Source organism: Pseudoxanthomonas sp. Root65 (assembly GCF_001427635.1).
In the GTDB taxonomy this organism is placed as follows: Bacteria; Pseudomonadota; Gammaproteobacteria; order Xanthomonadales; family Xanthomonadaceae; genus Pseudoxanthomonas_A.
Map to the genome: position 1 here is coordinate 638,413 of NZ_LMHA01000001.1, position 13,478 is coordinate 651,890.

15 protein-coding genes and 1 tRNA gene are annotated in these 13,478 nt (G+C 66.4%); 2 read left to right on the forward strand and 14 right to left on the reverse strand.

What is annotated here, in order from left to right; all coding sequences use genetic code 11:
• Positions 1-6: 6 nt before the first annotated feature.
• Positions 7-393: a VOC family protein gene (locus ASD77_RS02900; RefSeq protein ID WP_055937057.1), complete on the forward strand. Its 387-nt coding sequence runs from the start codon at positions 7-9 to the stop codon at positions 391-393.
• Positions 394-399: 6 nt separating this feature from the next.
• On the opposite strand, the gene ASD77_RS02905 is transcribed toward ASD77_RS02900, so the two are convergent.
• From ASD77_RS02905 to ASD77_RS02925, 5 genes are all read right to left on the reverse strand, one after another.
• A complete protein-coding gene (locus ASD77_RS02905; RefSeq protein WP_082563087.1) occupies positions 400-834 on the reverse strand; it encodes a BLUF domain-containing protein in 435 nt (144 codons plus the stop codon).
• Positions 835-906: 72 nt separating this feature from the next.
• Positions 907-2,553 carry a M28 family metallopeptidase gene (locus ASD77_RS02910; protein ID WP_082563088.1) on the reverse strand — a complete coding sequence of 549 codons (1,647 nt, stop codon included), beginning with the start codon at positions 2,551-2,553 and terminating at the stop codon, positions 907-909.
• Positions 2,554-2,692: 139 nt separating this feature from the next.
• Positions 2,693-3,622 carry an MBL fold metallo-hydrolase gene (locus tag ASD77_RS02915; protein WP_055937061.1) on the reverse strand — a complete coding sequence of 310 codons (930 nt, stop codon included), beginning with the start codon at positions 3,620-3,622 and terminating at the stop codon, positions 2,693-2,695.
• Positions 3,623-3,713: 91 nt separating this feature from the next.
• The gene (locus ASD77_RS02920) at positions 3,714-4,013 is read right to left on the reverse strand and encodes a hypothetical protein (RefSeq protein ID WP_055937066.1); all 300 of its coding nucleotides are present in this window, start codon (positions 4,011-4,013) and stop codon (positions 3,714-3,716) included.
• Between the two features lie 3 nt (positions 4,014-4,016).
• Positions 4,017-5,312 (reverse strand): tryptophan--tRNA ligase, encoded by a 1,296-nt coding sequence (locus ASD77_RS02925; RefSeq protein WP_055937070.1) that lies wholly within the window; start codon positions 5,310-5,312, stop codon positions 4,017-4,019.
• A gap of 192 nt (positions 5,313-5,504) precedes the next feature.
• Between ASD77_RS02925 and ASD77_RS02930 the strand changes: the two genes are divergently transcribed.
• Positions 5,505-6,461 carry a hypothetical protein gene (locus ASD77_RS02930; protein WP_082563089.1) on the forward strand — a complete coding sequence of 319 codons (957 nt, stop codon included), beginning with the start codon at positions 5,505-5,507 and terminating at the stop codon, positions 6,459-6,461.
• On the opposite strand, the gene ASD77_RS02935 is transcribed toward ASD77_RS02930, so the two are convergent.
• The 9 genes from ASD77_RS02935 to ASD77_RS02975 form a co-directional block, all read right to left on the reverse strand.
• Positions 6,383-6,604: a CsbD family protein gene (locus ASD77_RS02935; RefSeq protein WP_055937072.1), complete on the reverse strand. Its 222-nt coding sequence runs from the start codon at positions 6,602-6,604 to the stop codon at positions 6,383-6,385. The genes ASD77_RS02930 and ASD77_RS02935 overlap by 79 nt on opposite strands.
• 238 nt (positions 6,605-6,842) lie before the next feature.
• Positions 6,843-6,977, reverse strand: coding sequence for an entericidin A/B family lipoprotein (locus ASD77_RS02940; protein WP_055937075.1), 135 nt, complete (start codon positions 6,975-6,977; stop codon positions 6,843-6,845).
• A gap of 196 nt (positions 6,978-7,173) precedes the next feature.
• Entirely contained in the window at positions 7,174-7,326 is a 153-nt protein-coding gene (locus ASD77_RS02945; RefSeq protein ID WP_055937078.1) for an entericidin A/B family lipoprotein, read from the reverse strand.
• Between the two features lie 150 nt (positions 7,327-7,476).
• On the reverse strand, positions 7,477-8,400 hold the full coding sequence (gene rocF, locus ASD77_RS02950) for an arginase (RefSeq protein WP_055940949.1): 924 nt from the start codon (positions 8,398-8,400) through the stop codon (positions 7,477-7,479).
• Between the two features lie 639 nt (positions 8,401-9,039).
• The gene (locus tag ASD77_RS02955; RefSeq protein WP_235578457.1) at positions 9,040-9,408 is read right to left on the reverse strand and encodes a GFA family protein; all 369 of its coding nucleotides are present in this window, start codon (positions 9,406-9,408) and stop codon (positions 9,040-9,042) included.
• A 262-nt stretch (positions 9,409-9,670) separates the two neighbouring features.
• Positions 9,671-11,314, reverse strand: coding sequence for an SEC-C domain-containing protein (locus ASD77_RS02960; RefSeq protein ID WP_200947351.1), 1,644 nt, complete (start codon positions 11,312-11,314; stop codon positions 9,671-9,673).
• 148 nt (positions 11,315-11,462) lie between these two features.
• Positions 11,463-12,275 carry a restriction endonuclease gene (locus ASD77_RS02965; protein ID WP_055937087.1) on the reverse strand — a complete coding sequence of 271 codons (813 nt, stop codon included), beginning with the start codon at positions 12,273-12,275 and terminating at the stop codon, positions 11,463-11,465.
• Between the two features lie 440 nt (positions 12,276-12,715).
• A tRNA-Thr gene (locus ASD77_RS02970) sits at positions 12,716-12,791 on the reverse strand.
• Positions 12,792-12,804: 13 nt separating this feature from the next.
• A complete protein-coding gene (locus ASD77_RS02975) occupies positions 12,805-13,464 on the reverse strand; it encodes an SPOR domain-containing protein (RefSeq protein ID WP_055937089.1) in 660 nt (219 codons plus the stop codon).
• Positions 13,465-13,478: the final 14 nt, after the last annotated feature.

Consider the following 13,478-nt stretch of genomic DNA (forward strand, 5'->3'; position numbering starts at 1 on the left):
CTTCGCATGACCCACCGCAGCCGTCTTGCCGGTTTCATCATCGACAGCCAGGTCGACGACCTGCCCGCCGCGTCCGCGTTCTGGAGTGCCGCCCTGGGGCTGAAGGTCACCCATCCCGATGACGGCGGCGTGGGGCTCTACGACAAGTTCGAGCCCGGTCCGGGCGGGCTGCATATCGAAGTGCAGAAGGTGAAGCACGAGGCGCGCGTGCATCTGGACATCGAGACCGACGACATCGACGCCGAAGTCGCGCGACTGGAAGCACTCGGCGCCAGGCGCGTGCAGCACCTGCACAACCGCTGGTGGGTGATGGAAGCGCCGACCGGGCACCGCTTCTGCGTGGTGCCGATGGACGAGGCCAGCGCGCGCGGCGCGCCGAACCGCTGGCCCTGACGCGCCTCAGCGCGCGAGCACCGCTTCTTCCTTCCAGAACGCCAGCAGGCGCGCCAGGCCGGGGGACGCGGCCGACTCGTCCTCCAGCCACGGCACCTCGCGCTGCCACTGCGACTGGCTGAGCTGCTGCACCAGCGTCTGCGGCGCATGCGCAAAGCCCATGTGCCAGCGCTGGAACAGGCGCTTCTCCACCCGGCCCTGCTCCAGGATCTCCAGCTGGTGATGCTGGCTGGCGCGGGTGATGCGCGCGTAGATCTGCTCCACGTCGGCGCGCGTGCCTTCCAGGTACTGCACGAAACGCAGTCCACCGTACAGCAGCGCACCCGTCACGTCGGCGAGTTCATTCGCCACACGCGCGTCCAGCAGCAACTGGTCGAGATCGTGGACATCCAGCGGATGCGTGGCCTGGCTTCGATAGACCAGCGCGTGAAGAGGAGCCACAGATGTTCCGGTGCCGCGAAAGGACGCGCAGCATAGCGCGCCGAATCACATGAACGGCGTGCGCCAGCGCCGCTATTTCCGTTCAGTCTCGCTGCGTTCGCGTTCGGCCTTGAATTCTGAACCGTTCAGCCAGCGCGGCCATGCGCGACTGTCGGCGATCTCGCGGCCCAGCGCGTACAGCAGTTCCACATCCTGCACCTGCCCGCTCGCGTCCCATGCGGTCGTCCACGCATCGCACGGCTGGTGGTAGCAGCGGGCGAAGTAGGCATCGCGCAGCGCCTTGCCGCTCGCGACACCGCCGTGGATGCGATCCAGCCCCGCGCCCACGGTGATCGCGGGAACGCCGGCGCGCGCGAACGCGAAATGATCGGCGCGGTAGAAGAAGCCGGCTTCCAGGTTGGGGTCGGGCGAATACCTGCGGCCATGCGCTTCCGCCACGCGCTTCAGGTCGTCCTCCAGCGACACACGACCCTTGCCCCACGAGGCGATGTCGCGGTTCGGACCGTCGGGACTGAGCATTTCGATGTTCAGCACCGCCGCCGTCTTCTCCAGCGGCGCCACCGGGTTTGCGGCGTAGTAGGTCGCGCCCTGCAGGCCCTTTTCCTCGGCGGTCAGCGCCATGAACAGCAGGGTCCGCTGCGGCCGCGGACCGGCGGCGAACACGCGCGCCAGTTCGATCACCGCGGCGACACCGGTCGCGTTGTCGATCGCGCCATGGCGGACGGTGTCGCCGCTCGCGTCGGGTTCGCCGATGCCGAACGCATCCCAGTGCGCGGAATAGATGACGGTCTCATCCGGACGCTGCGCGCCCTGCAGCTTGCCGATGACGTTGCGGGTGACCACCTGGTCGCGCTTCAGCGCGAACGCGGCGGACATCGTGGCATCGCCGAGCGCCACGGGTGCGAACGCGGCCGTCTGCGCGCGACGCTTCTCCGCCTCGAAATCCAGCCCTGCACGCTGGAACAGCGACACCGCCAGGTCGCGCTGCATCCAGCCGCGCAGCCGCGTGTGGTACTGCGCAGCGTCATCGCGCGGAATGTCGAACACCGGCGACAGGCCCGATGCGCGTACGGTCGCCCATCCATAGGCCGCCGGCGCGGTCTCATGCACGATCAGCACGCCCGCCGCGCCCTGCCGCGCCAGTTCTTCGTACTTGTAGGTCCAGCGACCGTAGTAGGTCACCGCGCGGCCATCGAAGGCGCCAGCCGCCGCCGTCTCGAAATCCGGATCGTTCACCAAGACCACGGCGACCTTGCCTTTCAGGTCGGCGCCCTTGTAATCGTCCCAGCCGCGCTCGGGCGCGCTGATGCCGTAACCGACGAAGACCAGCGGCGCATCGGTGATGTCGACGCGCTCGACCGGACTCAGGCTCTGCAGGACGACGTCATCGCCATTGGCCAGGGCCTGCAGTGCGCCACCGACCTTCACCGCCGCCGACACCTCGCCGTCCACCTGCGCGCGCACCAATGCCACATCCTGCGTCCATGCGCCGTTGCGGCCACCGGGCTGCACGCCCGCCTTCTCCAGCTCGCCGACCACGTAGGCGATCGTCTTCTCCTCGCCGGGCGTCGCCGGCGCGCGCCCCTCGAATTCGTCCGACGCCAGCACGCGCACGTGGCGCGACAGGTTGTCGGCGCTGATGCCGCCGCCGGGGATGTCGGTGGCCAATACCGGCGAGGTGCAGAGGGAGAGGAGCAGAAAAGGGATGCTTCGCTTCATGTGAGAATTTCCTTGCTCCATCGACGATGGAGTCCAGATGATCGGTGTGGGAGCGACGTCAGTCGCGAAAGAAACATCCCGCAGGCTTCATCGCGACTGACGTCGCTCCCACAGGAGGGCGCAGCGCATCCGCAGCGCGTCACGGCCGCCCGCGATCCAGCCACACGGCCAGGCCCTGCGCGTTCAATTCGATGTCCATGGCGAGGATGCGCAGCACGTCCTCGTCCGCCAGCGGCACCTGCAGCGCATGCGCGCGTTCGAGATACAGGGCGGAGAGGCCGGCGGTGAGGCAGCGGTGGCGGTCCGCACGCCCGTCGCAGGCCTCGGCGATCGCCACCATCGCATCGATCTGTTCGTACAGCGCCTGCGCCAGCCGCGGCACCTCGCCGACGCGGCCGTAGTGGGTCAGGTACATGCCGTCGGGTCCGTGCGCGACCATGCGCGCGATGCTGGTTTTCAACGCCACCGGCTCGAACTGCACCGGCGTGGTGGTCGGCAGGATGAAGGCACCCTGCGGTCCATCCAGTTCGCGGTAGGACAGGCCGAAGGTGTCGCCGGTGAACCAGCAGCGGCTACGGGCGTCCCAGATGCAATGGTGGTGGCGGGCATGGCCCGGCGTGTCGATGAACTGCAGTGGGCGCCCCGACAGCATCAGCGTCTCGCCGTCTTCGACAATGCGCACGCGTGCTTTCGGTACCGGCTGGACGGTGCCGTAGCTGCGCTGGATCTCTTCTTCGCCATAGACCGCGGTGGCGCCTTCGACCAGCTTCGCCGGGTAGATCAGATGCGGCGCCGCGCGCGGATGCGCGATCAGCGTGGCATTCGGCAGGTGCTGCAGCAGCAGGCCCGCGCCGCCGGCGTGGTCGAGATGCACGTGGGTGACGATCAGGAAATCGACGTCTTCCGGCGCCAGCCCCGCCTGCTGCAGCGCCGCCAGCAGGTGCGGCACCGAATGGTTGGTGCCGCAGTCGATGAAGGCGCCACGGCCTTCCTCGACGACGAGGTACGCAGCGTCGAAATGATCGCGATGGAACGCGGTGTCGATGGTGTGGATGCCGTGGAGGCTCATCCGCAGGCCTGTGTGGGGACGGATGACCGATTCTAGTCCCCGCGCCGCGATCGCACGACCCGTCTTTGGTGGAACCCGCCTGCGCGCAGGCTCAACCGCGCGACAGCCACCAGCCACGCAACGGCACCGCCAGGGTCAGCACGAACAGGAAAGCGCCATAGGCCACCAGCGTGGCCAGCACCTGCTTCCAGATCGCTCCGGTGCCGACTTCCGCCGCCCCCAGTCCGTAGCCCCACTGCATGCCGACGAAGCTCAGCACGAACGCCACCGCCAGCACCGTCAGATCGAACCCCTGCCGGCGCGCACTGCGCGGCTGGCGCGGAAACAGCCAGTACAGCGAGCCGAGCAGCAGGAACCACGGCAGGAACAGGATCACCGCCAGATACGGCATGGCTCAGGCCTCCGCCGCGCGCAACGCGGCCAGCGCCGCCAGCACGTCCGCCACCGGCACCTGCAGCACGATCTCCGGTGTCTCCATCGCATCGGCCTGCTCGGCCTGCTTCAGCACGGCGATCAGCTTGCCGGCGTCCTTCGGCGAGTCGAAGCCGTTGCTCTGCACCAGCACGTTGCCGTCGGCATCGGTCAGCTTGAAGTAGAACCGGCCATCGGTGTCGCGGTACTGCTTGAACGCCGGCAGCGCCGCCTTCGACACCGCGGGCTTTGCTTCCACCGCCGGCTGCTGCGACAGGTCGCGCAGGCCCACGGCGCGGCGCAGTTCGGCCAGCAATGGCGTGGCGTAACGCTCGCGCAGGCGACGGGCGCCATCGCGCAGGATGGCCTCGATGTCGGCCGGTTTCGCCATCAAGGCTTCGTACTTCTCGCGCAGCGGGGCGATTTCCGCGTCGATCCGCTCGAACAGCTGCTGCTTGGCATCGCCCCAGCCGATGCCGTCGGCGAACTTCTGCGCGAACGCGCGCGTCTCTTCAGTGGTGCCGAACGCCTGGTACAGCTGGAACAGCGCCGAGCCCTCGGTGTCCTTCGGCTCACCCGGGCCGCGCGAGTCGGTCAGGATCGAGAACACCAGCTTCTTCAATTCGTCCCGCGGCACGAACAGCGGAATCGTGTTGTTGTAGCTCTTGCTCATCTTGCGGCCGTCCAGGCCGGGCAGCGTGGCCACATGGTCGTCGATCAGCGCTTCCGGCAGGGTGAAGTACTCCTTGCCGTACACGTGGTTGAAGCGCTGGCCGAAGTCGCGCGCCATCTCGATGTGCTGGATCTGGTCGCGGCCCACCGGCACCTGGTGCGCATTGAAGATCAGGATGTCGGCGGCCATCAGCACCGGGTACATGAAGAGGCCGGCGCTGACGCCGGCATCCGGGTCTTCGCCGTCGGCGTTGTTCTTGTCCACCGCCGCCTTGTAGGCATGCGCGCGGTTGAGGATGCCCTTGCCCGCCACGCAGGTCAGGAACCAGGTCAGCTCGGTGATCTCCGGCACGTCGCTCTGGCGGTAGAACCACACCTTGTCCGGCTCCAGGCCGCAGGCCAGCCACGTGGCGGCGATCTCCAGCGTGGAGCGCTGGGTGCGCGCCGGGTCCTGCGCCTTGATCAGGCTGTGCAGGTCGGCCAGGAAGTAGAAGCTCTCCGTGTCCGCCGCACGGCTGGCGGCCACCGCGGGGCGCACGGCGCCCACGTAGTTGCCCAGGTGCGGCGTGCCCGAGGTGGTGATGCCGGTAAGGACGCGGGTGGTCATGTGCAAATCGGGGGAATGCGGGAAAGCAGCCAGTTTACCGGCTGGGGACGGGCGATGCCGGCCGCGCGCCTGCGACACGGGGTCGCAGCCGGCGACCTGCTGGCGGCTTAACCGGTCGCGCCGTCGCGAACGCGGCCAACCCCGTTGCCGCTGCCGGCCCGTTCCCAGCACCGTCCCCACTGGAGAACGGACATGCTGCCTCGCATCCTCGCTTCCCTTGCCACGCTGGCGCTGCTGGTCACGTGCGCACCCGCCCACGCCAGCCCTCTGGTCGATGTCAGCGTGATCGACCGCGACACCGGCGAATCGCTGGCCCGCTATCCGCACCGTGGCGATCTCTGGGTCGCCGGCACGCCCGGCCACCGCTACAGCGTGCGTCTGGCCAACACCACCGGCGAGCGCGTGCTGGTCGTGCTGTCGGTCGACGGCATCAACGCCGTCACCGGCCAGACCGCCGACCCCTCGCAGGCCGGCTATGTGCTGGAGCCGTGGCAGACCACCGAGATCAGCGGTTGGCGCAAGTCGATGCGGGAGGTGGCGCAGTTCGTGTTCACCGACCTCGGCGACAGCTACGCCGCGCGCACGGGGCGTCCGCGCCATGTCGGCGTGATCGGCGTGGCCGCCTTCCGCGAGGCGCGCACGTACCGCTATCCGAACTACACGCCGCCGCCGATCGCGCGCGGCACGATGGAGAAGCGGATGGAAGCCGAAGCCGCCGCGCCGGCGGCATCGGCGCGCAGCATCGTCGCCGACGATGCCGCACGCCAGCAGAGCATCGGCACCGGCCATGGCGGGCGCGAGTGGGCGCCGACCTCACGCACCGGCTTCGACCGTGCGACCCGCCAGCCGGAGCAGGTCAGCGAACTGCGCTACGACGAACACCGCCGCCTCGTGGCGATGGGCATCCTGCCGCGTCGCCACCACGGCCCGATCCGCCGCGATGACACGCCGCGTGCGTTTCCCGGCGGCTTCGTGGCCGACCCGCCGCGCTATCGCCGAGCGCAGCATGGAAAACGGGCCGCCCGAGGGTGGCCCGTTGTGTTTGTTCCCGCCGATGCAAACGCGCGGCGTCAGTGCTTGAAGGTCTTGTCCGAGCGCAGCGTGCGCTGGAAATCCTCGACCTCGGTATGCGCGCGGTCGCGGTCGTAGCCATAGCGCTCCTGCAGGCGGCCTTCCAGGTATTCGGCGTTGCCCTGCGCGACCTTGAAGTCGTCGTCGGTCAGATCACCCCACTTGGCCTGGATCTTGCCCTTCAGCTGCTTCCAGTTGCCGGCGATGATGTCCTGATTCATGGTGATGCCTCGCTTGATTGAGCGGCAGGGGGCGCCGCGGAGACAGCATCGCAAGGCCGGGGTTGCCATCCGATCAACCGCGCGTCAACGCACCATTACGACGGGCCGACGCATTCAGTGGCATGACGGTCCGTTCGCGCGGATGAATACGCAAGGCGCACGCCGACGGACGGGACCGCAACGAAAACGGGCCGCAAGGCGGCCCGTCGGGAATCATCGAAGTCGCGGGCGTTGACGCTTACTTGCCCGACGAATCCTCGACCTTTTCGCCCACCTTCTGCACGTCCTTGCCGAACCCCTTGACGGTGTTGCAGCCGGACAGCACGGCGATGGAGAACAGGGACAACATCAGCAACGCAGCGACACGCTTCATAAGCGACTCCTGTGGACGGTATTGGCGGACTGGAGCGGCGCATCCCGGAGGGCCGGGCCTTGCCGCACCACCCGCGCAGTGTCATTCAAGCACGCTGGCTGGCGGCTGACCATCCGGGGCCGGAAACGGAAAGGGGCCGGTTTCCCGGCCCCCGTGTCGGCCACCCCGGAGGGCGCCCGCCGTCAGACAACGTGCATCAGCACTTGCCGTCCTTGCAGTCCTGGGCCTTGTCCTCGACCTTCTCGCCGACCTTCTGCACGTCCTTGCCGGCACCGGCCATGGTGTTGCAGCCCGACAGGACCGCCATCGAGAACATCGCCGTCAGCAGCAGCATCATTGCACGCTTCATGTGTCATCTCCTGGGTGGATAGGGGTGCCGCCAGCGGGTGCGTCCCACCGTGTGGCGGCGTGTGCGTGCACCTTCGACGCCGGCGCGTATAGGCCGCGTGAAGCACCCCTCCGGCGATTCAGCCGCAGTTTGCCCCGCGCGGCGGTTCCGTCAGTCGCGCATCAGGGTCGACTTGCCGAACAGGCTTTCCACCAGGTCCACGGTCAGCTTGGCGGTACGGTTGCGGCGATCCAGCACCGGGTTCAGTTCGACGATGTCCAGCGAGCCCATCAGGCCGGTGTCGGCGATCATCTCCATCACCAGCTGCGCCTCGCGGTAGTTGGGGCCGCCGGGCACGGTGGTGCCCACGCCCGGCGCGATGCTGGGGTCCAGGAAGTCGACGTCGAAGCTGACGTGCAGGTGGGTGTCGGCGTCCATGCCTTCCAGCGCCGCTTCCATCGTGCGCTTCATGCCCACCTCGTCGATGTAGCGCATGTCGTACACATCGACCTGGTGGTCCTTGATCAGCTTCTTCTCCTCCGGGTCGACGGAGCGGATGCCGATCTGCCGCACCATCGACGGCGTGATGGCCGGGGAATCGCCGCCCAGCCGGGTCAGCGCGTCCGGACCGATCCCGCACAGGCAGGCCACCGGCATGCCGTGGATGTTGCCCGACGGGGTGACCTCGCTGGTGTTGAAGTCCGAATGCGCGTCCAGCCACAGGATGCGCAGGCGCTTGCCGGTCTGGCGGCAGTGCCGGGCCACGGCGGTGATCGAGCCCATCGCCAGGCAATGGTCGCCGCCCAGCATGATCGGCAGCCGTGCGCGCGCCAGTTCGGCGGCGGTGGCCTCCATCACGGCGCGGTTCCACGCCACCACCTCGTCCAGATGGCGGTAACCGCTGACCGGGCCGGTCCAGGGGTTGGCCGGTCCCTGCACGTTGCCGGTGTCGATCACGTCCACGCCGCGCGCCGCCAGCGCTTCGCCCAGCCCCGCGATGCGCAGCGCATCCGGCCCCATGCGGGCGCCGCGATGGCCGGCACCGACGTCGGTGGGCACGCCGATCAGGGACACGGGGGGGAAGACTCGACTCATGGGTACGTCCTGCGGAAACAGGCGCACAGTCTATGCGGTCGGGGATGACGGGGCTGTGGCATCGCAGCACGCGGCCGCGACGGCAGGCGCTTATCCGACCGGCCCGGTCGAAGCAGCCTCATGATTTAGCTGTGAAACGGCCGCGCCACCCGATCACCCAAGGCGCCGCCCCGTCATCCCCCGAGGCTGGGATGCAGCGCAGCGGAATCCCGGCATCCCGGCATCCCGACAGCCAGGCCCACCGATCCCACCTTGCACCGCCCAGCCCCGCCGGACCCTGTCGGCACCTAATCGACCCTTTTTCATCCTTCGCCGGATGTTTTCGGGTCAACGTTGGCCCTTAGTGTGAGAAGAACGGATGTTTTTCGGTCAACGCCGGACGTTTTTGGCCCGTCGCCGGACCTTTGTGTGAGAAGAGCGACCCTTTTTGATCCAACGTCGGATGTTTTCCGGCCAACGTTGGCCCTTAGTGTGAGAAGAACGGATGTTTTTCGGCCAACGCCGGATGTTTTTCGCCCGTCGCCGGATCTTTGTGTGAGAAGAGCGCCTTCGCGGGCGTCGCCGCCGCATCGGTTCCGCCACGCCACCACCGAAGCGGGTGATGGAGCGAGACGTCGGGTGAGGCGCGATCCGCCCGGATCAGGATGAAACCAGCGTCTGCGCGGCGCCGTTGCTCTTGCCGATCTCGCCGATCTGCGTGAGGTCGATCCCGTCGATGCAGGCGAGGTTGTAGCCGTACTCGGTGGGCACGCTGCGGCGCTGATGATGGGTGTAGATGCCGCACACGCTGCAGAACCAGTGTTTGGCGATCCTGGTGTTCCACTGGTAGAGGCTCAGCTTGTCCTCGCCCCGGGTAATGCGCAGGCGGTCGAGGGTGACGCCGGCCATGATCGCGCCACGGCGGCTGCACAGGGAGCAGTTGCAGCGACGGATGTTCTGGTGGCCGTCGACGAGGTCGACTTCGAACTCGACGGCCTTGCAGTGGCAGGTGCCGGTTACGGTGGGCATGCAATGTAGCTTGCGGCGATGTGGTGCCGGCATGATGCCAGGCATGGACGGAGTTGGGCCTTAAAACCCCACCGCTCCGTGCCTGATGGCATCGATTCTGGGGTTCACGTCACTCACCCCAATCTGACGGTGATGGCCGCTAAGGGCCAGGAGCGGTCATCAATTTTTGAATCTCCGCGCACTGGCTAAGGCCAAAGTCCGCACCCGTGGATTTCGGTCATTCATCCCCACGCCTGCGCCGATTACCTAAGCGAATTACTGTCTAAACAGCCCGAGTCGGCGGCGGCTTGATTCTTTGGATATGCACCGGGACTTCTTGCGGTCCCGCCCGCTCCATCAAAGAGTTCACTATGCCTTGCACATAGACGTCCAACAGCTCGGGCTGCGTGAGCGCGGCAAACCGGTCGCCATGTTCCCCCATGAACTGAAGTAGTTTTTCCTTGGGGGTACGGACGTAAGTAGATTTCAAGCTGTCATAAAGCTCAATTGGATCATTGATCGGACCCGGTCTCTGGCGGATCTGCCCGAAAAAGGTCTCTGGATAGCGCTTCCAGGCGGCGAATTCCTCGGGGGAGAGCTGGTTGGTGTAGATCGCTCGCCCGCCTTCGTCCCGATCAAAAATCAATGCGACCTTGCCGTTGTCGTCCATCACGCAGGCGTCTTCCAAGGTGCCCACCGCACCATCATCCATCTCATAACGGTGCCCGATGAGCAGGCGGTTTGACGGCAACCCAGGAATTTCCCCTTCAAATGTAGAGGGCAGGTCGATATGTTCTTGGATCGATGCCAAGAGTGCCTCGACCTCAGGATTACGTGCGCGCATCTCAATCTTCTCCGGCAGCGTCAGCAATCGACCGGTCCGATAGTCATCGATCTTGAACCCCTCAACGGTGGCTCCCGCATCGGGCACCTGGCTGTCCAGGTGGTGATGGTCGGGGTAATTGGTGATGAACACCACGGCGGGCGGCAGGGTCGCTGCCTTGGGTTGCCCCTCGAATTTCCGCAACGTATTGATGCTGATCGTTCGCCAATCATGTGGCCCGCCCGGAACATATGGGTAGGCCTGCGTGTTCAAGTCAACGAAGATCAAACGGTCATGTGGCGTTGTCTTCCTCAGCGCATCGCTCACCAGCCCAGCAAACTTCCCAAGACGCTGGTTGGCCTTCTTCGCAGCATCCTGGTTTCGGATCTTGCACTCCACGCCAAAGGCTTTTCCGGTGCGCGGATAGCTGGCGGTGTATTCCACATGCTTGGATCGGCGATCGGTTTCATCTTCCCATTCAAGCTCGAACCCGGCTCGCAACAGCATAGCCGCGACACGGATCTCATAACGCACCCCGATGAACTGATCGTGGCTCTTCAAACGACCAATCAATGATTTCCGTAGCTCAGGGGTTCGCGTTTGATCGTTGTTGTGTTCCAGGGTGTAGAGGTCATACGCCAGCGTCAGGAACGCGCTGATCGAGCCAGTCATCGGCGTCTGGCGTGTCTCGCCAGACGCTAGGTTGGCGGCTTTGGATGCCACGAGGAGCCTTTCATGCCACTCGATGACAGGATGGCGTTCGTTCTGCCTCAGCTGCGTCTGGGCTTCGAACCAGTCGCGCCCCAGAACATCGAAGATGTAGCTATAAAGGAAATCATGAAAGGTTGTCCATTTGCCTTCAAATAGACGATGGCCCACAGCGACGATCCGCTTACCGGCTGTCTGGACGGTGATGATGGGACGACCGAGGCCTTGCTGTCGCCGCTGCTGTACCCAATGGATCTCGGCCCTGCGCTGAGCTTCCTCAGCGCCTCGCGAGATCATCTCTTCATAGTCGGCCCTGGGGCCGCCGTGGCAGCGTTTGAACTTCTTGCCGCTTCCACACGGGCAGGGTTCGTTCCTGCCTGGCTCAGTTCTGCCCATGCGTGACTCTTTCTCCATTTTTCCTTGAGGCTGGCCTACGTCAGCCGCTCATGCACTTCTTCTAACGATCGTGCGGAGGTAGCAGCAACTACTTGGGAGTTATCTAACCACCACTTTGCAGCGTCCGCTTCAGGTCGGCAGCGGAAATCTACCTCGTACCTCTGCACACAGGAAACGTAGAGCATCCCCAAAAGGTCTCCGCCGTCCGCGAGTTGTTCCGTCGCACCATCACCGCCTCGCACTTCGGACAACTTGGTACTGCGGAATCGCTCGCTACATCGCTACTCAACACAGGCTCGATTCTTGTCGGGACCGATATGGGTGCAGCGCCTTTGGCCTGCACCTCCCGAATCATCCCCAACAACGCCGCCCCATCGATCAGTTCGATCGGCTTGCCCTCGGCAAACTTCGCCGCGTCCGCCGTGAATCCCCCCCGCGCCGCGATGCGCACCGCGTCCGCGCGGTGATGCGCCAGCAGGCCGTACATCTCGCGCACCACATTGACCGGCACCTTCTCGCGTCGCCACTGCTTGCACTGCACCAGCGTGCGCTTGCCATCGCGGCGCAGGACCAGGTCGATGCCGCCGTCGGCGCCGCCCAAGCCCGTCTCCTCCACCGTATAGCCGCGACGACGGAACGACTCGCCGACCAACCGCTCGAAATCGCGCCAGCCCAACGCCGCGATGCTCTCCAGACCCGTGCGCGACTCCAGCAGGCGACGTCTGCGCCGCGCCGCCAGGAACGACGCCAACGCCGCAAGCGCACACAACCCCAGGAATACCCAGGCCAGCGGCATGAAGGGATGGGTATCGCGGAACGCCGTGCCCAGCGCATCGGCGCGCGCGAACAGCAACGGAATGCCATGCGCGATGGCGAGATACCCGCACACGCCCACGCCCAGCCCGACCGGCCACGGCAGCGCCGCAATGGCATCGAAGAATGTCGTACGACCACGTCCCATGTGGCTTCCCCTTTCACCCCGAAGCGGACCATAACGCGATCCGCGGGCAAAACGCAGGCGGCCCCGCACCGTTCGTCGGCCGCCAGGGCGTGAGTAGCGCTTGAGGTGGCGCGCACGAGGTCATGCCCCGGGAAGTGAGATACGTGCGGACGATGGCGCAGCGGCGCGCCGTTCCGTGGCGCCGCGTCGCCACCACGCGGGACCACCATCAAGCGAAGGCTCTTGTCCTGCCCGCAGATCGCGGCACGCCGAGTCCCGCCTGCCGGTTCCTCCTTCAGGCAGACCTCGGGACACACCCCTGTCGGCCGCTGCTTCTCTTCGCCATCAAGGCGGCACTTCAGCTGCGCATCCATGGACCCTGACCCACAAAAAAAGCCCGCATGTCTGCGGGCTTGCCGTGGATCTTGTACTTGCATGGACGCCATCGCACGCCTGGAAGATGGTGCCGCTTATCCGAATCGAACGGATGACCTACCGCTTACAAGGCGGTTGCTCTACCAGCTGAGCTAAAGCGGCGCGGGGCGCAATTCTAGCGCAGCGCGGTGCATTCGAGCGGCTGCGGCGCGCTGCTGGACGCCGCGCGCGCGATCGCGACCGCATCGATGCCATCGGCGACGCCCGCATCCAGCCACCACAGGCCCGGACCGGCGCGGCCCACCGGCTGCAGTTGCGCAGCAAAGCCGGCCGCCTGCAGCTGCGCAAGCCGCCGTTCCGCCGCCTCGCGGCTGCGGTAACGCCCCAGCGCGATGCCGTTCGCCTGCTCGCCCTGGCGCACGACCAGGAAATCATCGAAGCCGGCCGCGCCGATCCGCGCCGCCACCGCCTGCGCGTCCTCCAGCGACGCGGCCGGCGGGATCACCACCTGGTACCCGCTGGCGCTGATGCGCGGCACCTCGCGCAGGCGGGCCTGCCGCAACTGGCCCGCGACAGCGGCCTGTGCCCGCGTGGCGGCGGTCTCACTGGTGTACGGCCCCAGGCTGAAGCAGAGGGCGACCGGCGCGGGCGAGGCGACCGGTGCCGAAACGGACGGCGTGGTGACCTGCGCCGGCTCGTCCACCAGTTGCAGGCGGGCGACACCCGCGGGCAGGTCCGGTTCCGGCGCGGGCACCGGCGCAGGACGGGTCAGCCACCAGGCGGCGGTGCCGAGGTTCAACACCACCAACAGGACGATCAGGGCACGGATCAGCATGCGGCGATTCTAGC

Excerpts from the sequence above, each read along its gene's own strand:
- ASD77_RS02900 (WP_055937057.1), top strand. The coding sequence starts at position 7 with ATGACCCACCGCAGCCGTCTTGCCGGTTTCATCATCGACAGCCAGGTC.
- ASD77_RS02910 (WP_082563088.1), bottom strand. The coding sequence starts at position 2,553 with ATGAAGCGAAGCATCCCTTTTCTGCTCCTCTCCCTCTGCACCTCGCCG.
- ASD77_RS02915 (WP_055937061.1), bottom strand. The coding sequence starts at position 3,622 with ATGAGCCTCCACGGCATCCACACCATCGACACCGCGTTCCATCGCGAT.
- ASD77_RS02920 (WP_055937066.1), bottom strand. The coding sequence starts at position 4,013 with ATGCCGTATCTGGCGGTGATCCTGTTCCTGCCGTGGTTCCTGCTGCTC.
- ASD77_RS02925 (WP_055937070.1), bottom strand. The coding sequence starts at position 5,312 with ATGACCACCCGCGTCCTTACCGGCATCACCACCTCGGGCACGCCGCAC.
- ASD77_RS02930 (WP_082563089.1), top strand. The coding sequence starts at position 5,505 with ATGCTGCCTCGCATCCTCGCTTCCCTTGCCACGCTGGCGCTGCTGGTC.
- ASD77_RS02935 (WP_055937072.1), bottom strand. The coding sequence starts at position 6,604 with ATGAATCAGGACATCATCGCCGGCAACTGGAAGCAGCTGAAGGGCAAG.
- ASD77_RS02940 (WP_055937075.1), bottom strand. The coding sequence starts at position 6,977 with ATGAAGCGTGTCGCTGCGTTGCTGATGTTGTCCCTGTTCTCCATCGCC.
- ASD77_RS02945 (WP_055937078.1), bottom strand. The coding sequence starts at position 7,326 with ATGAAGCGTGCAATGATGCTGCTGCTGACGGCGATGTTCTCGATGGCG.
- rocF (WP_055940949.1), bottom strand. The coding sequence starts at position 8,400 with ATGAGTCGAGTCTTCCCCCCCGTGTCCCTGATCGGCGTGCCCACCGAC.
- ASD77_RS02955 (WP_235578457.1), bottom strand. The coding sequence starts at position 9,408 with ATGCCCACCGTAACCGGCACCTGCCACTGCAAGGCCGTCGAGTTCGAA.
- ASD77_RS02960 (WP_200947351.1), bottom strand. The coding sequence starts at position 11,314 with ATGGGCAGAACTGAGCCAGGCAGGAACGAACCCTGCCCGTGTGGAAGC.
- ASD77_RS02965 (WP_055937087.1), bottom strand. The coding sequence starts at position 12,275 with ATGGGACGTGGTCGTACGACATTCTTCGATGCCATTGCGGCGCTGCCG.
- ASD77_RS02975 (WP_055937089.1), bottom strand. The coding sequence starts at position 13,464 with ATGCTGATCCGTGCCCTGATCGTCCTGTTGGTGGTGTTGAACCTCGGC.